Origin of the sequence: Demequina subtropica, from assembly GCF_000971235.1 — a bacterium.
Classification (GTDB): Bacteria; Actinomycetota; Actinomycetes; order Actinomycetales; family Demequinaceae; genus Demequina; species Demequina subtropica.
Window position 1 is genome coordinate 94,507 of sequence record NZ_BBMB01000006.1, and the last position, 20,879, is coordinate 115,385.

Consider the following 20,879-nt stretch of genomic DNA (forward strand, 5'->3'; position numbering starts at 1 on the left):
GGCGGCAGCGACCGGGAGCACCGCACCCGGCACGAGCAGCCCTCGAGTCCCCCGCAGGAGGCACACCATGCAGTTCGGCATCATGTCCGTCTCGGACATCACCCGCGACCCGGTCTCGGGCCACACACCCTCCGAGGCGGAGCGCATCGAGAACATCGTCAAGATCGCCGTCCACGCGGAGGAGGTGGGCCTCGACGTCTTCGCGATCGGCGAGCACCACAACCCGCCGTTCTTCAGCTCGTCCCCGACCACGCTCCTGGCACATATCGCGGCGCTCACGAAGACGCTCACCGTGACCACGAGCACCACGCTCATCACCACCAACGACCCGGTGCGCCTGGCCGAGGAGTACGCGATGCTCCAGCACCTCGCCAAGGGCCGCATGGACCTCATGCTGGGCCGCGGCAACACCGCGCCGGTGTACCCGTGGTTCGGTCAGGACATCCGCCAGGGGCTGCCCTTGGCGCTCGAGAACTACAACCTGCTCCACCGCCTGTGGCGCGAGGACGTGGTCGACTGGGAGGGCCAGTTCCGCACCCCGCTGCAGGGCTTCACCTCGACCCCGCGCCCGCTCGACGACGTCCCGCCGTTCGTGTGGCACGGCTCGATCCGCACCCCCGAGATCGCCGAGCAGGCCGCGTTCTACGGCAACGGCTACTTCGCGAACAACATCTTCTGGCCCAAGGAGCACTACAAGCGCCTCATCACGTTCTACCGCCAGCGCTTCGAGCACTACGGCCACGGCACGCGCAAGCAGGCCGTCGTCGGGCTCGGCGGCCAGGCCTTCATCGCGAAGAACAGCCAGGAGGCGCACGACCAGTTCCGCCCGTACTTCGACGAGGCACCCGTGTACGGCAACGGCCCGCGCATGGAGGACTTCGAGGAGATGACGCCGCTCAGCGTCGGCTCCCCGCAGGAGGTCATCGACAAGACCCTCACCTTCCGCGACGCCTTCGGCGACTACCAGCGCCAGCTGTTCCTCATCGACCACGCCGGCCTTCCCGTCGACATGGTGCTGAAGCAGCTCGACCTGCTCGGCGAGCACGTGGTGCCGGTCCTGCGCGAGGAGCTGGAGTCGCGCCGCGACCCCGAGGCGCCGGCGAACCCGCCGTCGCACGCCGACCTGGTCAAGGCCAAGTACGGCGACGCCGCCCCGCGCCAGCCGCGCCCCAACGCCAACCGCGGCGACAACGTCACGGGCGGCTCCCCGTACCAGGACTCGGAGTCGGCGGTCGACTCCTACCCGACCCTCTAGGAGGGACGATGGACACCCGCACACGCGGCCGCACGCGCCTCGCGAACGATGCGTGGGAGGCCGCCCTGGGCGCGCACGGCGCCCTCATGCGCGGCTTCTCGGCGGAGGACGTCTGGCACGGCCTCACGATGCGCGAGTACGACGTCCTCTACACGCTGTCCAAGTGCGACTCGCCGCAGCGGCTCGGCGACCTCGGCGGCCACGTGCTGCTGAGCCAGCCGGGCCTGTCGCGGCTGGTCGACCGCCTGGTCGAGCGCGGGCTCGTGGCACGATGCGCGGATCCCCGCGATGCGCGCGCGGCGAACCTCACGCTCACCGACGAGGGCCGCTCGCTCCAGCGGCGCGTCGGCCGGGCGCACGGCGCCTCCGTGGCGGCCGCGATGACGGCCCGCCTCACCGACGAGGAGCTCGCGCTCCTCGAATCCCTCTCCCTCAAGCTCGCGACCGACCCCGAAGGGGATCCGACATGACCGACTTCCGCCTCGTGGTGGTGAGCGCCGGCGTCTCCGACCCGTCCTCGACCCGCCTCCTCGCCGACCGCGCCACGCAGCGCGTCACCGCGCTCGCCAAGGAGCGCGGCCACACCGTCACCGTCACCACGGTGGACCTGCGCGAGCTCCTCCCCGAGCTCCCCGCCGCGCTCTCGAGCCAGCTCCTGGGCCCCCGGTTCACGCGCGCCGTCGACGCGCTCGGCGCCGCCGACGCGATCGTGGCCGCCGCGCCGGTGTACAAGGCCAGCGCGTCGGGGCTGTTCACCAGCTTCTTCCAGGTGCTCGACAACGACCTGCTGATCGGCAAGCCGGTCATCCTGGCGGCGACCGCCGGCACCGCTCGCCACGCGCTCGTGGTCGACGAGGAGATGCGCGCGCTGTTCGCCTACCTCCGCGCCCTGCCCGTCCCGACCAGCCTGTTCGCCTCGACCGAGGACTGGACGGACACCGGCTTCGGGACCCGCATCGACCGCGCCGCGCGCGAGCTGGTGCTCCTCATGGAGTCCGGTTTCGCCCGGGCCGTGCGGGACGATGCGTGGGGCGCGTACCAGCACAGCTACGGCTCGGCGGGCGGCACCGAGCTCGACATCGACCTGAACTCGGACCTCATGCGGCTCGCGACGGGCGGCACGCTGCGCCCGAGCACCGACGAGGACCCGTTCGACCCGCGCAAGGGCTAGACCCTCTCCCCTGGCAGACCGGCGCCTCACGAAGCAGGATGGAGACATGCCTCTTCACGAGCTGCCGGGGATGCCCGAGCACATGGTCGGGTTCCGCGCGACGGGACTGGTGAGCGCCGAGGACTACCGCGCCGTCTTCGACCCCGCGCTCGAGCGAGCCATCGCGACGGGCACCCCCGTCAACGTGGTCTACGTCCTCGGCCACGACTTCGACAGGTACTCCGCGGGCGCGCTCTGGGAGGACCTCCGGCTCGAGGCGCAGCCCCATGACTCGTGGGGCCGTCTCGCGCTGGTCACCGACCACGGGGTGCTCGCCGAGGTGGTCCACCTGCTGTCCTTCCTGCTGCCCGGCCATGTGCGGATCTTCCCCACCTCGGAGGAGCGCGAGGCGGTCGCCTGGGCGAGCGGCGCCACCGCGTGAACGACGTCGACGTGGTCCGGGTCGAGGACCGCGCCCGCTACGAGCTCCTGATCGACGGCGCCCTCGCGGGGGTCGCCGAGTTCAGGCTGCGCTCGGGCCGCATCGTCTTCACGCACACTGAGATCGCCGGCGCGTACGAGGGCCAGGGCCTCGGCACGACGCTCGCTCGCGAGGCCCTGGCCGATGCCGCCGCCCGCGGCGAGGTCATCGTGCCGGTGTGCCCGTTCATCGGGGCGTACCTGCGCCGGCACACCGTCCCGGGAGCCAGCGTGGACTGGCCGGAGAGCGCGTGACGCGCCTCGACGCGGGGCCGGTCGCGGAGGTGCTGCGCCCCGGGGCCGGACAGCGGCCCGGGCCCGTCGCGCGCGTGCTCGAGCCGCGCGACGTCCCTCTCGGCGGGGTCCGCGCGATGAGCGTGCGCCGCTCCCTCCCGCAGCGCGGGCTCACCACCATCGGCGCCTGGTGCTTCCTGGATCGGTTCGGGCCGCAGGAGGCGCTGATGCGGGTCGAGCCGCACCCGCACATGGGCCTCCAGACGGTGACATGGCCGCTCGCCGGCGAGATCCGCCACCGTGACTCGCTCGGCTCCGACGTGGTGCTGCGGCCCGGCGCGCTCAACCTCATGACCGCGGGGCACGGCGTCTCGCACTCGGAGTACTCGCTCGGGGAGGACGCGATCGAGCTCGACGCGCTCCAGCTGTGGGTGGCGCTGCCCGAGGACGCACGCCACGGGCCTGCCGGCTTCGAGTCGCATGCGACGTTGCCGACGCTCGTGCTCGGGGACGGCGCCACCGCCACCGTGGTGCTGGGCACGCTTGACGGGGTCACCTCGCCGGCGACGGCCTTCACCCCGATCGTGGGCGCACAGGTCGCTCTCGACGCCGAGACCGAGGCGGAGCTGCCGCTCGATCCACGGTGGGAGCACGGCGTCGTCCCGCTGTCGGGAGACGTCGAGGTGCACGATGCGACGGGCACCCTGGCCTTGCCCGAGCCTGGCGGGATCCTCTACCTGGGCACGGACCGCACCTCGGTGCGGCTGGGGTCGCGGCACGGCGGCACCGTGATGCTTCTGGGAGGCGAGCCCTTCCCTGACGACCTGGTGATGTGGTGGAACTTCGTGGGGCGCGACCACGACGAGATCGTCGAGGCATGGCATTCCTGGAACGGGGACGACGGCCGCTTCGGCACCGTCCCCGGTCACGGCGACATGCGCATCCCCGCGCCGCCGATGCCCGAGGTGAGGCTCAAGCCCCGGACGCGCGGGAGCTGATCTCCGGCGCTGCCCGGGTGCGGTCCGCGAGCGGAGCTCTCCCGTGGTCATGCGATGGGCCGTGGGTCGAGGCGTGCGGTGCCGCCGCGGATGGGGGTGCGGGTGTGGTCGACGGCGGCGGGTGGGATCAGCCACGGGTGCCCGTCGCGCAGCTCGAGCTCCCACTCGCTTGTGTGGAGCCGGACATGGCATCCCGTGCAAAGAAGCACGCCGTTGCCGATGTCCGTGCGTCCGCCGTCCGACCAGAATTCCACGTGGTGGACGACGCACCGGGTCGGCGGGGCGAGACACCACGCGCAGCCTCCGTCGCGTTCGACGATCGCTTTGCGCTGCGCTGGCGTGAAGAGCCGCTTCCTGCGCCCCCAGTCGAGCGGGAGGCTCTCTCCGCCGAGCACGACGGGAAGCATGCCTGCGTCGACAGCCATGATGCGCGCCGTGCCACCGCTGATGGGCCCCGTGAGCGAGTCGCACGAACCCACTCCGATCCCAGAACGGAGGGTGTCGTAGTCCAACCTCACCACCACCTCGGTGCGCACCCCGCTGCCGGGCTCGTCACAGCCCAGGCAGTGCTGCGCGAGCATCACCAGCGCGTCGGCGCGGATCTGCCCCGCGGTACGGGTGTCCGCGTCGGCGACCACCGCGTCGTCGCGTCGGCGCTGGAACGCGTCACGCACCTGCGCATCCAGCAATGCCACCACGGGCGCGGCGGACGCGGCATCCAGTCGTGCGCGGAGCGTGACCATGCCGTCCCCGTCTCGACCGACGACCAGCTCACGCTGGTCACGGTGACGGCGTTCCTTCTGCTCCAGGAGCTCCCGGCGATGCAGCGCGATCGCCTGCTCGCACGCGCGGCGGAGCTCACGAAGCGTCAGGCGCTCGGCCTTTGCGACAAGGCGCGCCTCAAGACCGGCAGGCGCCTCGCCCAGCATGTTCAGGCAGTGCTCGAGGATCTCGACCGCGGGTGCACCGATGCGCCCCTGACGGAATGCCTCCCGCGCCAGCGGGTGCCTCGCACGGTCGGGTTCCCCGCCGGCGGCGATCAGCTGTTGCGCGCTGCGCTCATCAACACCCAGCATCTGCGCCGTGTCACGGCGCTGCCCCGCGAGCTCGCGCGGCGTCGGCTCCCCACGCGTTCCCCGCACCCGATCGAGCTGCGCGGCGGCGCCCGCCGCGACGATCACACCCGCCTGACGGTAGACCGCAGCCGACGCGGCCGTGAACCGCGTGAGCTCGTCCACCGTCAACGCCGACAAGTCCCGACCCTCGAACTCGCGCAGCGCTTCGAGCGCCGTGGCGAGCCGGACCGAGGAGAACGTCATGGGTACATTCGATCACCAGGGTCTGACATCGCCCCCGGCCTTTTTCACAGATCTACCAGGGTGGATAACTCTCGCGCGCACGGGACTGTGGACATCGCCTCGCGAGACGGCGGCAACGCGGCGGCGGACATCCACGGGCGCTCAGGCGAGGCGAGGGCACACGAGGACTCCCTTGGAAACCCTCGTCACCCCACGCGGAGGACCCGCACCAAGCGAGACCGCACCAAGCGAGATCGCACCGACCCACGTCAGCGCGACGCTCAGCCGATCTCGATCTGCGCGCCCACCTGCAGAGCGGTGCGGCTGAACGGCACCTTGTCCTGCGCGTCCCACGCCGTCGAGCCGTCCTTGCCGGTCCACGCGTTGAGGTTCGCCCCAAGCGTTCCCGCGAGCGTGCCGCGCACGCCGTGGTCCCCTGGCTCCGAGGTGTCGAGGTCGGTGAGGTCCCACACCACGGGGAACGATGCGGTCCCGCCGCCGTGCAGCCGCGCCTCGGCGAACGCCGGGAGGGCGACGTCGAGCGCCTCGACGGACGTGCCCGCCGAAGCCGCGACCACCCCGAGGTCCGTCCGGACGGGACCCGCCGCATCGGCCCGCCGCAGGGCGTCGTGCCGGTCTCGCGTGAGCCCCAGGATCCCGCCGTGCTTGGTGGCGGCGCGCAGCGAGAACCGCGGGCTGTCGAGCGGAGCCCACGGGACGTCCGCGTCGAGGTCCGTCGAGACCATCGGCCTGTAGCCCACCGAGGGGATGACGTCCACGTAAAGGTACCAGCGGTCCTCACCGTGAGCCTTGAACATCGTGGGGCCCTCGACACCGTGCCCGGCGGCGTAGCCCTCGCCGATGCGGGTCTGGACCTCGCGCCACGCGGCGCCCGGCTCCCACCAGCGCTCGGCCTCGGTGACCTCCATGAACAGGCCGCGACGCGTCGCGCCGTTGGACTTGGTCACGCGGTAGGTCCGGCCGCCACGCTGGATCATCGTGGTGTCGATGGTGTCCTCGCCCTGGTCGAGGAGCACGCCCCCGTAGGCCCACGTGGACTGCGTGAAGTCCGTGGTGGAGCCCCACAGGATCACCTGGTGGTCGCCGACGGTCGACGTCCAGTACACGACGAAGGCTCCCTGACCCGCGCCGTGGAAGTCGGGCACGAACGTCGTCTCGGCGGCCCACATCATGCCCATCTCGGGCGCACCGGCGGCAGGCTCGCCGGCAGGACCGCGCGCCACGTCGATCTGGCGCAGCGGCGACCACGTGATGAGGTCGCGCGACTCCCACACGTTCATGCGGGTCGAGTAGCCGTGCGACCAGCCCGCCCAGCCCGCATCGTCCCCGCCGAAGACCCGCAGGTCGGTGCCGAGGATGTAGTAGACCCCGGTCTGCGGGTTCACCGTGAGGTGCGGGTCGCGCACGCCGGTGGTGCCCAGGTGGGACGCGAGCACGGGCGCCCCGCCGTTGAGCGGGACCCATCGCTCGGGGTCGTCCCCGTCGGAGAGGTCGAGGTAGATCTTCTCGGCATAGCCCTCGGGGTCCTCGAGGAAGTGGACCATGAGGTACCCGTAGGGCTGGTCCGTCATGCCACGACCACGGTGACCGCGACCTCGCGCAGCTCGGGCAGCAGCTCCTCGTCGGTCTCCATGTCGAGCACCGGCATGCCGTCCGCCGCGAAGTGGACCCGGCGCACGAACATGTCGCGACCGGTGAGGCCCTTGTGGTCGGTGCGCGCGTGGAACACGTACAGCAGGTTCCCGTCCTGGTCCTCGGACCACATGCCGTGGCCGGTGCCCAGCTGCATCTCGCCGTTGAACGGGCCGGACTTCTGGATCGGGTAGTTGAGGCGCGTCCAGGCGGCCGGGTCGGTGAGGTCGACGCCCTCGCCGGCGGTCGCGGTCACCAGGCCGGTGGTGTAGCTGTCGCCCACGGTCGAGCCCGAGTAGAGCATCCACAGGCGGCCGTCGCGCACCAGCACGTTGGGGCCCTCGGCGATGAAGTTGTCCCACGCATACTCCGGCGCGACGATGCGCACCGGCTCGGAGGTGAGTCGCGTCGGGTCGGCGGGGTCCATGGTCGCGACGAAGACGCTGCCGAGCATCTGCCAGGCGTAATAGTGCAGCCCGGAGTCCTGGAAGTACGTCATGTCGAGCGAGATGCCCTGGATCGTGTTGAGCGGCGAGCCGTCGGCGCAGACCACGTGGCGCGCCGCGGTCCAATGCTCGGGCACGGTCGGGTCGAGGTGGTTCCCGGACTCGTCCTTGCGCAGCTGGACGATGCTCGCACGGCCGGACCACATGTCCGTGGGCTCTCCGTAGGAGGGCATGAAGAGGATCGACAGGGTGCCGTCGATCAGGTGGATCTCGGGCGCCCAGAAGCAGCCGGTCATGGGGTTGCCGTCGGCGTCGAGCGAGCCGTGGACCAGCAGGTCGACCTCGGCGACGCGCCCGGCCTCGAGCGCCTCGTCGGAGAGGTCCTCGATGCGGTCCGCCATGCGGATCGGCATGCCCACGGGCTCGCCAGCGTTGTTCACCGGGTCCATGTGGAGGTCCTTGGTGGCGATCATGAGGAACTTCTGCACACCGTTGAAGTCGAAGCGGTAGACGCTCGGATCGGCGCGCTCGTCGGCGAACGGGGTCGGGTAGACCTCCTGGCGGACGCGGCCGTTCACCACATGCTCGCCCGGAGCCGTGGTGTCGATCGCGGCGATCGCCTCGGCGTCCCACCCGATCGCGAGCGAGCCGGTCGAGCCGTCGCTGTAGTCGAGCTCGAGGCGCGCGGGCAGGGCGTCCGCCGAGAGCGAGCCCCCGACGGCGACCTCGACGGCAGGCAGCGGGCGCGCACCCGTGTTGACGATCGGCCCGAAGCGGACCTCGAGGCCTCGCGCGACCTCGGCGGGGATGGCAAGGGGCGCGCCGGGCTCGAGGCCGGGGACGCCGCCGGGCTCGGCGGGGCTGACGGTGCCGCCGTCCGCGGGATCGGTGACGGCGGCGTGCCGAGCCTCGCCCGCATCGTCCGTCCAGGACACGAGGTACGTGTCGCTCTCCGCGTCGTAGACGGCGGCGGGACGATGCACGCCGTCGGTCACGCCGAGGTCGAGCAGGCCGAGCTCGGTGTAGGTGAGCAGGTCCGGCGAGACCGCGACGAGGACGCTCGAGCGCTCGGTGCCGTCGGGCCCGCCCCCGCGCGCCACCCGCGTGGCGACCACGCCGAAGCCGCCGTCACGCATGCGGAACAGGTGCGGGTCGACCAGCGACCGCATGATCTCCTCGGTGGTGCCGGCCGGTCCGGGGACCTCCGAGACGAGCGGGAAGAAGATGCCGTAGTCGTCGAACAGCGGTGCGAAGCCGTCGGGGCCCTCGAGCGCGAGGTGCAGGCTCAGCGCGACGTCCTCGTTGTTCGCCTCCGCGGCGGTCGTGGGCGTGCGGTGGTAGGCGCGGACGCGGCGCTCCGTCGAGTCGGTCACTGGCGCTCTCCTTCGAGTCGGGCTGCGGGGGGCAGACAAGAAATTTACATCGATTACCTACGCGGCACAAAAGGGCCGGGACCACGCCTGTCCCAGTCCTCCGCGACAGTCCGCCCGGCGACCTCGAGCCAGCGCTCGGGCGCGGCCATGGCGGCCTCGCGCGCGCCGGCGAGCGCCGCGAGCGAGACCGACGGCACGCCGGGGTCGACCGCCACCTCGCCCGCGACCACCGCGACGCGCGGGAAGGCCGCAAGCGCGTGTCCCGTCACCTTCCCCAGGACGGACTGCGCATCGAACCGCCCCTCCCCCGTGATCACCAGGTCCGCCGAGCGCGCGACGGCGTCGAGGCCCGTGAGCCGAGCCATCTGGCGCGCGCCCTCGACCAGCGCCGCTCCCCACGCGTGCAGCGCATAACCCACGCCGCCCGCGGCGCCCGCGCCCGGCGTGCGGGGATCCGCGCCGAGGCGCACCGCCACCGCCTCCAGCCTCGCCTCGAGCGCGCCGACGTCGGCCGCCGAGGCCCCCTTCTGTGGCCCGAACACCGCCGCCGCCCCTCCCGGGCCGAGCAGCGGCGCGCGCACGTCGCACAGCACCGTCACGCCTCCGGGCGGAGGCCTCCGGTCGCCCAGGGCCTCGAGCACGGGGACCCCGCCGTCGGTCGACGCGGAGCCGCCCAGCGCGATCACCAGGCGCGACGCCCCCGCATCGAGCGCGCGCGCCATGACCTCGCCGAGGCCCCGCGACGTCGCGCCGAGCGCGTCGAGACCCGGCATGAGGTGCATGCCCGCGACCAGCGCGAGCTCGCACACGGCGGTCCCGTCGCCGAGGTCGAGCCACGCGCCGGGGACCGGCGCGCCAGCGGGTCCGGTGACGTCACCGCACGGGTGCGTGGTCGAGCCTGGCAGGGCACCGCGGATCGCGGCGATGGTGCCCTCGCCGCCGTCGGCCTGCGGGATCTCCACCACCTCGTCGTCGGGCCGCACCGCGCGCCAACCGCGAGCGATCGCCGCGGCCGCACGCCCGGCGGCCAACGTGCCCTTGAACGAGTCCGGCGCGACCACCACCCGCATCGTCAGCCCGCCTCGCCGCGGGCGCGCGCGACCACCCGTCCGCGCTGCGAGCGGGGGAAGCGCGCGAGCATGTCACGCAGCTCGTCCGCGGTCGCGTCCGAGCCGAAGACGTCGGTGGGCGGCTCGAGCATCACCCCCGCGGACAGCGGTCCCGCATCGACGGGGTCGAAGCCCATCGCGTCCACCAGGGCCGCGACCACGGCCCTGTCCCTGGCATCGTCGCCCGCGATCGCGAGCCCGCGGCGGTCGGGATGGCCGGCCGGGTGCGCGAGGTTCTCGAGCTCCCACACGCTCGCATGGTTGAAGGCCTTCACCACGCGCGCGCCATCGAGGAACGCGGCGACCGTCTCGGACGTGGAGGTGCGCGGGTCGTCGAGGTCGGGCCGCGCGCCGTCGAGCTCCCACCAGTAGTTCATCGCATCGACCACCAGGCGGCCCCGCAGCAGGTCCTTCGGCAGCGTGCGGTACCGCCCGAGGGGCACTGCCAGGATCACCACCTCCGCGGCGCACGCCGCCGCGGGATCGTCGCGGGACGATGCAGCGTGCACCTCGAGCCCGGCGTCGCGTGCGAGCCGTGCCAGCACCGTCCCGACCCGGCCCGTGCCGAGGATCCCCACCGTGCGCGGCAGCGCCGCCTGGCCGCCGTCCCGCGCATCGTCCACGCCTGCGAGGCTACCCGGGGCGGTCGACGGGTGCCCGCCGTGCCGCCCTTACAGGCGCTCGATCTCGACGACCGCGTAGACGCCGTCGTCGGCGATGTACGCCATCGCATCCGCCACGAGGGCCCCTGACCTCGCGATCAGTGCGGCGAGCTCCGCGAACGTCCACCGCGGAGGGCTCGGCCACGCGGCGTTGAGGTCCGGCTCCGGGCGGTCGGCGAGCATCGCGGAGAACGCGAGCGCCCCACCGGGTCGCACCAGGGAGAACGCGCGTCGCAGCGCGAGCGCGGCCTCGGCCGGGGTGCGGTCGGCCAGCAGGTCGAGCGCCTCGACGAAGTCCTGCGACGCCTCGGGGACGGGCGGCTCGGAAGCCCCGAGCGCATCGGTACGCGAGAGGAAGCGGTGGCGCGCGGGATCGAGGCCCTGCGTCCGCACGAACCGCCGGGTGACGTCGAGCGAATCGTGGCACGTGTCGATGAAGGTGGCCTCGACATCCGCGCCCACGTCACGCGCCTCGGCGAGCGCGCCGATCACGGGAAGTGCGGGACCGCACGCGAGGCTGGTCCAACGCACCGTCCGCGCGACGTCGATCGAGGTGCGCACCGCGAGCCACTGCGTGACGCGGGCACGCGCCCTCAAGGCCCGGGCGTCGCGCACGAGCGTGAGGTAGCGACGCGTGAGCGCGTCCACGGGCGAGCCGCTGAAGATCGCCTCGCCCTTGCTGCGGCTCGAGAGCCGTGGCGCGGCAGGCATGTAGATGTTCGGCATCGCCGCGGCGGTCCCCAGGCGCGCCGACCACTCCCGGAACGCCGGGGTGTGGACCGGCGAGGGATGCGCATCGGCGTCCTGCGGACCGGCGTCGGACTCATCCCCGACTGCCAATCGCAGGACCCTCAGCCCTGACGGATCGAGCGCGGCCCCATTCACCCGCACGTCACGCTTCACGAAGCGCTGCGCGGCCCCCTCAGCCGTGTGCACCATCAGAACCTCCGCATCCCCCGCCGGCCGGCGGTCCCCCAGGAAGAGCGTGTCGACGGGGTGCACCGTCGACATCGGCATCACGATGTTATGGCGCTCGTGCGGGATTCGGCAAGGCGAGGGGCGGAGCCGCCCCCTGAAGCGGGGGCTGACGCGATGTCGGACCCTCGTCGCACAATGGCGTGATGACCGACGAGCTGGTGACCCGCGAGGACCGTGCGGTGGACGCGCCCGACCCCGAGATCGCACGCCGGAACACCGCGGTGATCTGGGTGCTGATCGTCGCCGCGTTCGTGGTGATCCTCAACGAGACCGTGATGGGCGTCGCGATCCCCCACCTCATGGAGGACCTGGGCATCACCGCGATCGCTGCGCAGTGGCTCACCACCGCGTTCCTGCTCACCATGTCGGTGGTGATCCCCGTCACGGGCTTCCTGCTGCGCAGGTTCCACACCCGGCCCATCTTCCTCAGCGCGATGTCGCTGTTCGTCGGCGGCACGCTCATCGCGGCGCTCGCGCCGGGCTTCGAGGTGCTGCTCGTCGCGCGCGTGGTCCAGGCCTCGGGCACGGCGATCATGCTGCCGCTGCTCATCACCACCGTGATGCAGCTCGAGCCGCCCGAGACGCGCGGGCGCCGCATGGGCTCGATCTCCGTGGTCATCGCGGTCGCGCCGGCGATCGGGCCCACGATGTCTGGCCTCATCCTCAGCGTGCTGCCGTGGCGCTTCATGTTCGTGTTCGTCCTGCCGATCGCCGCGACGGTGCTTGCGCTCGGCTGGCGGCTCATGCGCAACGTCACCGAGCCCTCGGACGCCCCTCTCGACGTCCTGTCGGTGGTGCTCGCCGCGCTCGGCTTCGGCGGCGTGGTCCTCGGCCTCAGCCGGATCGGGGAGGCGGGCGGCGACGGCGTGCCCACCTCCGCGTTCGCGTCGCTCGGCGTCGGCGTCGGCGTGCTCGCGCTGTTCGTGTGGCGGCAGATCGTGCTCCAGCGGATCGACGACGCCCTGCTCGACCTGCGCACCTTCAGGGTGCCCACGTTCGCGGTCTCGATCGTGATGTTCGTCATCCTCATGATGTCGCTGTTCGGGATGATCATCCTGCTGCCGCTCTTCATGCAGGGCGTGCTCGGGCTGTCGGTGCTGCAGAGCGGGCTGCTTCTGCTCCCGGGCGGGCTGCTCATGGGCCTGTGCGCCCCGGCGGTGGGACGCGCGGTCGACCGCATCGGGCCGCGACCGCTGCTGATCCCGGGCGCCGCGCTGGTCGCGGGCGTGCTGTGGACGCTGTCCTTCCTGCTGTCCGAGACGACGCCCTGGTGGGCGCTGCTCGCATGCCACGTGGTGCTGAGCGCGGGGCTCGCGCTCATGTTCACGCCGCTGTTCGCAGCGAGCCTGGGCTCGCTCCCGCCGCGCCTCTACGCGTACGGCTCCGCGACCGTCTCGACCATCCAGCAGGTCGCCGGGGCCGCGGGCACCGCCCTGTTCGTCTCGACGATGGCGGCGGTCGCGGCATCGCAGGAGGCCGCCGGAGCCGCGGAGGCCGCCGCTCAGGCCAGCGGGATCCGAGCGGCCTACCTGATCGCCGCGATCCTCGCCTCGGGGGCGGTCGTCGCCGCGTGCTTCATCCAGCGCCCCCTCGACGCGCCGGGCCCCGAGCACGCGGGTCACTGAACACCACCGCCGCCACCTCGGCCACGCGTGCCGCCACCACCCCAGCCTCCCGCGCCGCCACCACCTCAGCCACCCGCGCCGCCACCAAAGTGGTAGCTAGTTGACGCATTCCACGGTTTGCCGCGTCGCACTGGTCGACCATTGTCGGCACACCCCTGGGCCCCGACGCTGAGCCACCACTGCCGCGCGGCGATCCTCCGAAACCGACACTGATCTACCACTTCCGCCGGGCGCGGGCCGGAGCGCGGGCGCGGGCGCGGGCGCGGGCCGGGGCACAGGCAGGCTCAGCGCTCGAAGCGCGTGACGTCCCTTCCCGCGAGGACCGTGCCGACGCGGCCCTGCATCTCGCGCGACAGGGGTGGAAGGGCGTCCTCGTCGAACCAGGCGACCTCGGAGTTCTCGCCGTCGGCGGGATGCGGGTCCCCGCTGACGTACCGGAACCGGAACGTGAGGTCCAGGAACTGGACCCGGTCGCCGTTCGGGTACGTCGCGGGCGCCTGCGCGTGGACCCACGCGAGGGCCTCGGGCTCCGCCACCACACCCGTCTCCTCGAGGCACTCGCGTGCGGCCGCGACCGCGGGCTCCTCGCCGGGGTCGATGATCCCTCCCACGGCGGCCCAGACGTCGAAGTCGGGACGATGCGCGAGCAGCACCTGCCGCACGCCGGGGCGGCCGGGGGACGGGCGCAGCACCACCGCGGACGCGCTCATCAGCCACAGCGGATGCGACCCGACCCGCTCCCGCAGCGCGAGGATGAAGCCCGGGGTCGCCATGCGGCCACGCTACCGCGGCGAACGGGGGCCGACCAGGGCCGATGCCCGAACGCCCCGCGGAAGGGTCAGAACGCCCAGCGCGCCACGTCGCCCGGCGCGATCCCCGCGGCCACGCGCGCCGCCATCTCGGGAGACATCGCGGGAAGCTCGTCGAGCTCGAACCAGGCCGCCTCGAGGTTCTCGCCGTCGGCGGGGTGCGGCTCGCCGCTCACGTACCGGAAGCGGAAGGTCAGGTCGAGGTACTGCGAGCGGTCGCCGTTCTCGTAGGCCATCTCCGGAAGCGCATGCACCCAGACGAGCGCCTCGGGCTCGGCCACCACATCGGCCTCCTCGAGGCACTCGCGCGCGCCGGCGGCGGCAGGCTCCTCGCCGGGATCGATGATCCCCGTCACCGGGGTCCACTGACCGTTGTCCGCGCGGCGGACCAGGAGCACCTGGCGCTCGCCCGGACGCGCGGGCGAGGGCCGCAGCACGACGGCGGTGACGCCGGGGAGCCACAGCAGGTCGGTGCCGATCTTCTCGCGCAGCTCGAGGATGAACTCAGGTGTCGCCATGGCGCCACGCTACCGGGCGCGCGTCACGCGCCCGGCGCCTCGATCGTGGTCCATGCGGGATGCTTGGGCGTCCGGCCGTCGCCCGACGAGCGGCCCATGAGGCGGCGCCCGATCCACGGCAGCACGTAGCGCCCCAGGTATCGCGACTGCTCGAGCACCCCCGGTCGCCCGGGGTCGCCCGCCGGCGCGAGCGGCAGGTCCGTCTCGACGTCCAGCGCCGCGAGGACTCGCGCCGCGACGCGCGAGTGGCCCAGCGGGTTGAGATGCAGGCGGTCGTCGTCCCAGTACGCGGCGCGGCGCATCTCGGGATCCCGGTAGTTGTCGACGAACGTGACGTGGTCGTGCGCCGTCGCGAGGTCGTCGATCAGCGTCATGAGCGGATCGGCGCGCTCGGAGAAGGTGCGCCCACGCGGCAGCCGCTCCGTCGGGTCCGGTCCGGACAGGATCACCAGGCGCACCCCCGCCTCGCCCGTGCGGTCCACGACGCGGCGCGTGAGGGTGTCGATGCGGGCGAGGTCCCATCCGGGCCTCATCATGTCGTTGCCGCTGCCGTTGAAGGTCATGAGGTCGGGACGCGGGTCGAGCGCCAGCGCCGCGTCGCACTGGTCGGTCGCGATCGGCTCGAGCAGGCGCCCGCGGATGGCGAGGTTCGCGTACTCGACGCTCCCGTGCGCCGCCGCGAGCCCGAGGGCCACAAGGTCCGCCCAGCCGCGCATCGTCCCATCCGGCTGCGGGTCCCCCACACCCTCGGTGAAGCTGTCCCCGATCGCCACGTATCTCACGGGAATCGACCCTAGCGCGCCCGCCCCGCACCGATGCGCGGGGCGGGCGATGCCAGCGGCTAGGCCACCGCGGCGGCGTCGGGCGCCGGCGCGGGGGCGGGAGCATCGTCCCCCCGGTTCGCCGCGTGCGTGCCGGCGAGGTAGCCGAACACGAGCGCCGGGCCGAGCGTCGAGCCCGCACCCGGGTACGTGCGACCGCAGACGGCCGCCGAGGTGTTGCCCGCCGCGTAGAGCCCGTCGATGACCGTCCCCTCGGTGGACAGCACCCGCGCATGCTCGTCGGTGAGGAGCCCGCCCTTGGTCCCCAGGTCGCCGAGCACGATCTTGAGCGCGACGAACGGGCCGTGCGCGATCTCGCCGAGGTTGGGGTTGGGACCGTGGGTCGGGTCGCCGTAGTAGGTGTCGTACGCGTCGTGACCGCGACCGAAGTCGTGGTCGACGCCGTCGCGGGCGAACGCGTTGAAGCGCTGGATGGTCGCCTTGAACGTCGCCTTGTCGACCCCCATCTTCTCCGCGAGCTCCTCGAGGGTGTCGGCCTTGACCGCGACACCCTCCTCGAAGAAGGTCTTCGACCCCATGAGGAAGGCGTTGTTGAGGTAGCGCCGACGGTGGCGCACGTCGAGGACCATCCAGCTGTGGTTGGTGCGCTCGAGCCCGCGCTCGATCATCGCGTGCCCGAAGTCGACGTAGCTGGTCGACTCGTTCACGTAGCGGCTCCCCTCCTGGTCCACCACGATCGAGTACGGCATGGACCGCTCCGAGACGATGAAGGTGGGCCCGCCCTTGCTGGTCGGCGCGACCGAGGGCCCCCACCACGCATCGTCCATGAGCGCGACGTCCGCACCGTGGCGCATGCCGATCTCGATGGCGCCGCCGGTGTTCGCGGGGTTGCCCGACGACTGCTCGTCGGACAGCCCCTGGTACTCCTCGCGCCAGGCGGCGTTGTGGTCGAAGCCGCCCGCTCCGAGGTGCACGCCGCGCCGAGCGCGGATACGGCGCTCGCCCTCGGGGCCGGCGACGACGGCGCCGACGCACGCGCCGCCCTCCATCACGAGGTCGACCAACGGCGTCGAGAGCCTCACCTCGGTGCCCTGCTGCATCTTCGCGATGTACATGAGCCGTGCCGCGAGCGACATGCCCAGCCCCGAGAGCTTGCGCGCGGTGACCGCGCCGCCGAGGGCACGGAACACCAGGCGCGCGCCGCCGACCATGCCGGAGAACGTCGACCAGGAGCGCGCGAGCAGGTACGTGTCCCCCGCGAACAGGGGCAGGCCGGGCGGCAGGGTCTCGCGCGCGTGGCCGTACCAGTCCCCCAGCTTCTTCACATCGAACGGCGCCGGCTCGACGGTGCGTCCGCCGGCGATGCCGCCGGGCAGGTCCGGGTAGTAGTCGGGGTACGCCTTCGCCGTCTTCCAGACGAGCCCGTGGTCCTCGAGCCAGGTGTGCACCAACGGCGCCGTGCGCACGAAGGCCTCTCGTCGCGCGAGGGACGATGCGGGCCCCACCTCCTCGGGAGTTCCCACGCACGCGTCGAGGTAGGTGAGGACCTTCTCCTCGGAGTCCTCGACGCCGATCTCCTTCATGCCGGGGTGCGTCTGGAGCCAGCAGCCTCCGCCGCTCATCGCGGTCGAGCCTCCCCACTTGTCGGAGCCCTCGACCACGAGCACGTCGAGCCCCGCATCCGCCGCGGCGATGGCGGCGGACATCGCCGCCGCACCCGTGCCGACCACCAGGAGGTCGACCTCCTCGTCCCATCCGGTCATGCGTCTCCCCTTCGGGTCCAGACCGGACAGCGTTGTCCGGTTCTGGCGCCCGAGCCTACCGGACATCCTTGTCCGGTCACAGGGTGGATCCGCGAACCTTCCGACGGGGCCGGCCCCGAGGCGCCGGCTCAGCCCATCTGGACCACGAGCGAGCCCCCGGCACGGCCGGAGCGGAGGTCCGCGAGCGCGTCCCCGACCCCGTCGAACCCGTAGGTGGTGACCGCCGGCGCGAGCCGCAGGTTCCGCGCCAGTGCCAGGAACTCCGCGCCGTCGGCTCGCGTGTTGGCCGTGACCGAGCGCAGGTCGCGCTCGTAGAACAGCGAGCGGTCGTAGTCGATCTCGGGGATCGGCGACATGTGGATCCCCGCGCTCACCACCGTGCCGCCCCGCGCTGTCGCATCGAGCGCCTGCGTGAGGATCGCGCCGACGGGCGCGAAGACGATCGCCGAGTCGAGCACCTCGGGCGGGACGGCGTCCTCACCCCCGACGTAGTCCACCTCGAGCTCGCGCGCGAGCGCCTGGTTGCGCGCGCCCCGCGTGATCGCGAACACCGTCGCGCCGGCCGCCTTGGCGAGCTGCGCCGTGATCGACGCGCTCGAGCCGAAGCCGTAGATCCCCAGGACGCCTCCTGGCGGGAGCTGCGCACGCCGCAGGGCTCGGTAGCCGATGATGCCCGCGCACAGGAGCGGCGCGAGCGCGAGAGCCTCGTCGTCGTGCGGCAGGGGGTAGGCGTAGGACTCGGGCACCGTGACCAGCTCGGCGTAGCCGCCATCGTGATCCCACCCGGTGAAGCTCGCGTCGGGGCACAGGTTCTCGCGGCCCGACCGGCACCAGCGGCACGTCCCGCACGTGCGATGGAGCCACGCGACGCCGACCCGATCGCCGAACCCGGTCGAGCGCACCGCGTCGCCGGCGCCCATCACCGTGCCGACCACCTGATGCCCCGGGACCACGCCGGGACGATGCACGGGCAGGTCACCGTCGATCACATGAAGGTCGGTGCGGCACACGCCGCACGCCTCGACGCGGACCAGAAGCTCGTCGGGCGCGGGCACCGGGTCGGGCGCCCCCTCGCGCCGGAGCGCACCGTCGCGCACCTTCCAGGCGTCCATCGCGCACCTCCGAGACCAGTGAAACACCGGGCGGGACGATGCGCCCGGGCATCGTCGCCCCCGCCGCCACGCGGGGCCGCCGCGAGCCCCGAGGATGCTCGCAAACCTCCTATTGCGGGCGCCGTTACATCGTTGTAAGGTCACGAGCGGCGGGATCGATGCAGATCCCCGCAACATTCTCTGTCCAACGATGAACAGGAGATGACGTGACCATCAGCCGCAGCGCGCGCCTCGCGATCGGGACGGTCGCCGCGACCGCGAGCCTCGCGATCGCCACGCCCGCATGGACCGCATGCGCCCCCGCGACGGGCTCACCCAAGCCGCACCCGCACGAGGCACCCGCGCCGACCTTCACCGAGGCGACGGTCCACGACCCGTCGGTGGTGACCGCAGGCGACCAGGTCTGGGTCTTCGGCTCCCACGGGGCGTCGGCCTACACGACGGACCTCATGAACTGGACCCAGAACTCGGTCGATCTGAGCCAGGACCCGGACAACCCGCTGTTCGAGGACATCTACACCGAGCTCGCGGAGACCTTCGCCTGGGCCCAGACCAGCACGTTGTGGGCGGCGGACGTGATCCAGCTCGCCGACGGCCGCTACTACATGTACTACAACGCCTGCAAGGGCGACTCCCCCCGCTCGGCTCTCGGCGTCGCGGTGTCCGACGACGTCGACGGCCCATACGAGGACCTGGGCATCATCCTCAAGTCCGGGATGTGGGACGAGGAGTCGGAGAACCCCGGCGAGATCTACGACGCCACCATCCACCCCAACACCGTCGACCCCGACACGTTCTACGACGCCGACGGCAACCTCTGGATGGTCTACGGCTCGTACTCGGGCGGCATCTTCATCCTGCAGATGGACCCGGCCACCGGCCTGCCGCTCCCCGATCAGGGCTACGGCACGCACCTGGTCGGCGGCAACCACGCGCGCATCGAGGCGCCGACGATCCGCTACGACGAGGAGACCGGCTACTACTACCTCTTCCTGTCGTACGGCGGCCTCGGCGCGGACGGCGGCTACGAGGTCCGGGTCGCGCGCTCGGAGAGCCCCGACGGCCCGTACGTCGACGCCAACGGCCACGACATGTCGACCGTGAAGGGCGCGGAGGGCACGCTGTTCGACGACGCCTCGATCCAGGACTACGGCGTCAAGATCATGGACGGCTACCTCTTCACGCGCGAGGTGGGCGACCCCGGCACGGGCGCGGGCACCGGCTACGTCTCCCCCGGCCACACCTCCTGGTACGACGACCCCGACACGGGCGACTCCTACATCGTCCTCCACTCGCGCTTCCCAGGCACCGGCGAGGTCCACAACGTGCGGGTCAACCAGATGTTCATGGACGCCGACGGCTGGCCCGTGGTGGCCCCGTTCCGGTACGCGGGCGAGTCCGACGGCCGCCTCAAGGCCAAGGACGTGGCGGGCACGTGGCAGATCGTGGACTTCGACACGGCGATCAGCGCCGCACCCGCCCTCCCCGTCGAGGTCACGCTCGCGCCGAACGGCCGCGTCACGGGCGACCTCACGGGCACCTGGAGGATCGGCCGCGACAACGCCGCGACGCTGCAGACCTCCGACGGCACCTACACGGGCGTGTTCACCCCCGTGTGGGACGACCAGCGCGAGACCTGGAGCGTCGGCCTCACGGTGCAGGACTCCACGGGCGACTCCCTGTGGGGCCGCCAGGTGGTGGTCCTGAAGCCCAAGGACGCGGTCGCCGCGGTCGCGGCGGACCTCGACCTCGGCGACACCTCCGCGGTGGTCGCCGATCTCGACCTGCCCACCACGGGAACGAGCGGCACCACCATCACGTGGGAGAGCTCGGACCCGGCGCACGTCTCCACCACGGGCGACGTGACCCGGCCCGGCGTGGGCGAGGACGATGCGACGGTCACCCTCACGGCGACCATCCGGAACGGCAAGGTCACCACGACCGTCGCCTTCACCGTGGTGGTGAAGGCGCGCCCGGCCCCGGTGCAGGTGGGAGCGTGGTCGTTCGAGGGCACGCTCGCGGACGATGCCGGCGCACTCGCCATGCCGACCGTCACCGGCGACCGCATCGACAACACCGGCGGCACGGTGTCGTACGTGGCCGACGGCGTCAGCGGATCCGCGCTGCACCTCGACGGCGCGACCGGAGTCCGGCTCCCGGACGGCCTCATCCAGGGCGACACCTACACCGTGTCGCTGTGGCTGCGACCCTCTGCGCTCACGCCGTACACCACCGCGTTCTTCGCGGCGAGCTCGGGCACGCAGTTCCTCAGCGTGGTGCCGCAGGGCTGGAACGGCGAGACGATGCTGTGGTCCAACAACAACGGCACCTGGTACGACGGCTTCACCGGGCAGCTGCTCCCGCTCGACGAGTGGACGCACGTCGCCTTCGCGGTCGACGCCGGCGAGGTGACGCTGTACATCGACGGCGTCGACGTGGGTGCGAGCAGCGCCTTCAACGACGTGCTCACCAGCCCGACCGCGCTGTTCGCGCTCGGCGTCAACTGGTGGGACACCCCGTTCCAGGGCGACATCGACCAGCTCGCGATGTGGACGTCCGCCTTGACCCCTGAGGAGATCGCAGACCTCGCCACGGCCTGATCTCCTCACCCGAGGAGATCGCAGACCCGCCACG

At 72.3% G+C, this 20,879-nt stretch carries 19 protein-coding genes; 8 read left to right on the top strand and 11 right to left on the bottom strand.

Annotated elements, in window-relative coordinates; all coding sequences use genetic code 11:
* Positions 1 to 67 precede the first annotated feature (67 nt).
* Genes AOM06_RS06440 through AOM06_RS06465 form a run of 6 tightly spaced genes read left to right on the top strand, consistent with a single transcriptional unit; the run spans position 68 to position 4,117 of the window.
* A complete protein-coding gene (locus AOM06_RS06440) occupies positions 68 to 1,255 on the top strand; it encodes a CE1758 family FMN-dependent luciferase-like monooxygenase (protein WP_062303931.1) in 1,188 nt (395 codons plus the stop codon).
* Between the two features lie 8 nt (positions 1,256 to 1,263).
* Positions 1,264 to 1,725, top strand: a complete 462-nt coding sequence (locus AOM06_RS06445; protein WP_062303932.1) for a MarR family winged helix-turn-helix transcriptional regulator — start codon at positions 1,264 to 1,266, stop codon at positions 1,723 to 1,725.
* On the top strand, positions 1,722 to 2,426 hold the full coding sequence (locus AOM06_RS06450) for a CE1759 family FMN reductase (RefSeq protein ID WP_062303933.1): 705 nt from the start codon (positions 1,722 to 1,724) through the stop codon (positions 2,424 to 2,426). The genes AOM06_RS06445 and AOM06_RS06450 overlap by 4 nt, the downstream gene beginning before the upstream one ends.
* A 46-nt stretch (positions 2,427 to 2,472) precedes the next feature.
* Positions 2,473 to 2,847, top strand: a complete 375-nt coding sequence (locus AOM06_RS06455; RefSeq protein ID WP_062303934.1) for a SpoIIAA family protein — start codon at positions 2,473 to 2,475, stop codon at positions 2,845 to 2,847.
* Positions 2,844 to 3,140, top strand: a complete 297-nt coding sequence (locus AOM06_RS06460) for a GNAT family N-acetyltransferase (protein WP_062303935.1) — start codon at positions 2,844 to 2,846, stop codon at positions 3,138 to 3,140. Before AOM06_RS06455 ends, AOM06_RS06460 begins: the two co-directional genes overlap by 4 nt.
* Positions 3,137 to 4,117, top strand: coding sequence for a pirin family protein (locus tag AOM06_RS06465; RefSeq protein WP_439644725.1), 981 nt, complete (start codon positions 3,137 to 3,139; stop codon positions 4,115 to 4,117). Before AOM06_RS06460 ends, AOM06_RS06465 begins: the two co-directional genes overlap by 4 nt.
* Positions 4,118 to 4,164: 47 nt before the next feature.
* Here the strand turns inward: AOM06_RS06465 and AOM06_RS06470 are convergent, their stop codons facing one another.
* The 6 genes from AOM06_RS06470 to AOM06_RS06495 form a co-directional block, all read right to left on the bottom strand.
* Positions 4,165 to 5,436, bottom strand: a complete 1,272-nt coding sequence (locus AOM06_RS06470) for an HNH endonuclease (RefSeq protein ID WP_062303936.1) — start codon at positions 5,434 to 5,436, stop codon at positions 4,165 to 4,167.
* A 260-nt stretch (positions 5,437 to 5,696) separates the two neighbouring features.
* Positions 5,697 to 7,007 carry a hypothetical protein gene (locus AOM06_RS06475; RefSeq protein ID WP_228372875.1) on the bottom strand — a complete coding sequence of 437 codons (1,311 nt, stop codon included), beginning with the start codon at positions 7,005 to 7,007 and terminating at the stop codon, positions 5,697 to 5,699.
* On the bottom strand, positions 7,004 to 8,887 hold the full coding sequence (locus AOM06_RS06480; RefSeq protein ID WP_062303937.1) for a family 43 glycosylhydrolase: 1,884 nt from the start codon (positions 8,885 to 8,887) through the stop codon (positions 7,004 to 7,006). The genes AOM06_RS06475 and AOM06_RS06480 overlap by 4 nt, the downstream gene beginning before the upstream one ends.
* 53 nt (positions 8,888 to 8,940) lie before the next feature.
* On the bottom strand, positions 8,941 to 9,957 hold the full coding sequence (locus AOM06_RS06485) for a glycerate kinase (RefSeq protein WP_062303938.1): 1,017 nt from the start codon (positions 9,955 to 9,957) through the stop codon (positions 8,941 to 8,943).
* Between the two features lie 2 nt (positions 9,958 to 9,959).
* Positions 9,960 to 10,619, bottom strand: coding sequence for an NADPH-dependent F420 reductase (locus AOM06_RS06490; RefSeq protein ID WP_228372876.1), 660 nt, complete (start codon positions 10,617 to 10,619; stop codon positions 9,960 to 9,962).
* Between the two features lie 48 nt (positions 10,620 to 10,667).
* Complete coding sequence (locus AOM06_RS06495; RefSeq protein WP_228372877.1) at positions 10,668 to 11,669, bottom strand: hypothetical protein; 1,002 nt, start codon at positions 11,667 to 11,669, stop codon at positions 10,668 to 10,670.
* Positions 11,670 to 11,779: 110 nt separating this feature from the next.
* Here AOM06_RS06495 and AOM06_RS06500 point away from each other — a divergent pair, with 110 nt between their 5' ends.
* Complete coding sequence (locus AOM06_RS06500) at positions 11,780 to 13,261, top strand: DHA2 family efflux MFS transporter permease subunit (RefSeq protein ID WP_062303940.1); 1,482 nt, start codon at positions 11,780 to 11,782, stop codon at positions 13,259 to 13,261.
* A gap of 284 nt (positions 13,262 to 13,545) precedes the next feature.
* Here the strand turns inward: AOM06_RS06500 and AOM06_RS06505 are convergent, their stop codons facing one another.
* The 5 genes from AOM06_RS06505 to AOM06_RS06525 all read right to left on the bottom strand — a co-directional run bounded on the left by AOM06_RS06505 (position 13,546) and on the right by AOM06_RS06525 (position 18,245).
* Positions 13,546 to 14,034 (bottom strand): NUDIX hydrolase, encoded by a 489-nt coding sequence (locus tag AOM06_RS06505; protein WP_062303941.1) that lies wholly within the window; start codon positions 14,032 to 14,034, stop codon positions 13,546 to 13,548.
* A gap of 65 nt (positions 14,035 to 14,099) precedes the next feature.
* The gene (locus AOM06_RS06510) at positions 14,100 to 14,588 is read right to left on the bottom strand and encodes an NUDIX hydrolase (protein WP_062303942.1); all 489 of its coding nucleotides are present in this window, start codon (positions 14,586 to 14,588) and stop codon (positions 14,100 to 14,102) included.
* A gap of 23 nt (positions 14,589 to 14,611) precedes the next feature.
* The gene (locus AOM06_RS06515) at positions 14,612 to 15,370 is read right to left on the bottom strand and encodes an SGNH/GDSL hydrolase family protein (protein WP_062303943.1); all 759 of its coding nucleotides are present in this window, start codon (positions 15,368 to 15,370) and stop codon (positions 14,612 to 14,614) included.
* A gap of 59 nt (positions 15,371 to 15,429) precedes the next feature.
* A complete protein-coding gene (locus tag AOM06_RS06520) occupies positions 15,430 to 17,133 on the bottom strand; it encodes an FAD-binding protein (RefSeq protein ID WP_062303944.1) in 1,704 nt (567 codons plus the stop codon).
* Between the two features lie 128 nt (positions 17,134 to 17,261).
* Positions 17,262 to 18,245 (bottom strand): zinc-binding alcohol dehydrogenase family protein, encoded by a 984-nt coding sequence (locus tag AOM06_RS06525; protein ID WP_062303945.1) that lies wholly within the window; start codon positions 18,243 to 18,245, stop codon positions 17,262 to 17,264.
* A 206-nt stretch (positions 18,246 to 18,451) separates the two neighbouring features.
* Here AOM06_RS06525 and AOM06_RS06530 point away from each other — a divergent pair, with 206 nt between their 5' ends.
* Positions 18,452 to 20,845: a LamG-like jellyroll fold domain-containing protein gene (locus AOM06_RS06530; RefSeq protein WP_228372878.1), complete on the top strand. Its 2,394-nt coding sequence runs from the start codon at positions 18,452 to 18,454 to the stop codon at positions 20,843 to 20,845.
* Positions 20,846 to 20,879 lie beyond the last annotated feature (34 nt).

Coding starts and splice junctions, on each gene's coding strand:
- AOM06_RS06520 (WP_062303944.1), bottom strand. CDS start 17,133: ATGACCGGATGGGACGAGGAGGTCGACCTCCTGGTGGTCGGCACGGGT.
- AOM06_RS06440 (WP_062303931.1), top strand. CDS start 68: ATGCAGTTCGGCATCATGTCCGTCTCGGACATCACCCGCGACCCGGTC.
- AOM06_RS06505 (WP_062303941.1), bottom strand. CDS start 14,034: ATGGCGACCCCGGGCTTCATCCTCGCGCTGCGGGAGCGGGTCGGGTCG.
- AOM06_RS06495 (WP_228372877.1), bottom strand. CDS start 11,669: ATGTCGACGGTGCACCCCGTCGACACGCTCTTCCTGGGGGACCGCCGG.
- AOM06_RS06450 (WP_062303933.1), top strand. CDS start 1,722: ATGACCGACTTCCGCCTCGTGGTGGTGAGCGCCGGCGTCTCCGACCCG.
- AOM06_RS06485 (WP_062303938.1), bottom strand. CDS start 9,957: ATGCGGGTGGTGGTCGCGCCGGACTCGTTCAAGGGCACGTTGGCCGCC.
- AOM06_RS06470 (WP_062303936.1), bottom strand. CDS start 5,436: ATGACGTTCTCCTCGGTCCGGCTCGCCACGGCGCTCGAAGCGCTGCGC.
- AOM06_RS06510 (WP_062303942.1), bottom strand. CDS start 14,588: ATGGCGACACCTGAGTTCATCCTCGAGCTGCGCGAGAAGATCGGCACC.
- AOM06_RS06445 (WP_062303932.1), top strand. CDS start 1,264: ATGGACACCCGCACACGCGGCCGCACGCGCCTCGCGAACGATGCGTGG.
- AOM06_RS06525 (WP_062303945.1), bottom strand. CDS start 18,245: ATGGACGCCTGGAAGGTGCGCGACGGTGCGCTCCGGCGCGAGGGGGCG.
- AOM06_RS06500 (WP_062303940.1), top strand. CDS start 11,780: ATGACCGACGAGCTGGTGACCCGCGAGGACCGTGCGGTGGACGCGCCC.
- AOM06_RS06455 (WP_062303934.1), top strand. CDS start 2,473: ATGCCTCTTCACGAGCTGCCGGGGATGCCCGAGCACATGGTCGGGTTC.
- AOM06_RS06475 (WP_228372875.1), bottom strand. CDS start 7,007: ATGACGGACCAGCCCTACGGGTACCTCATGGTCCACTTCCTCGAGGAC.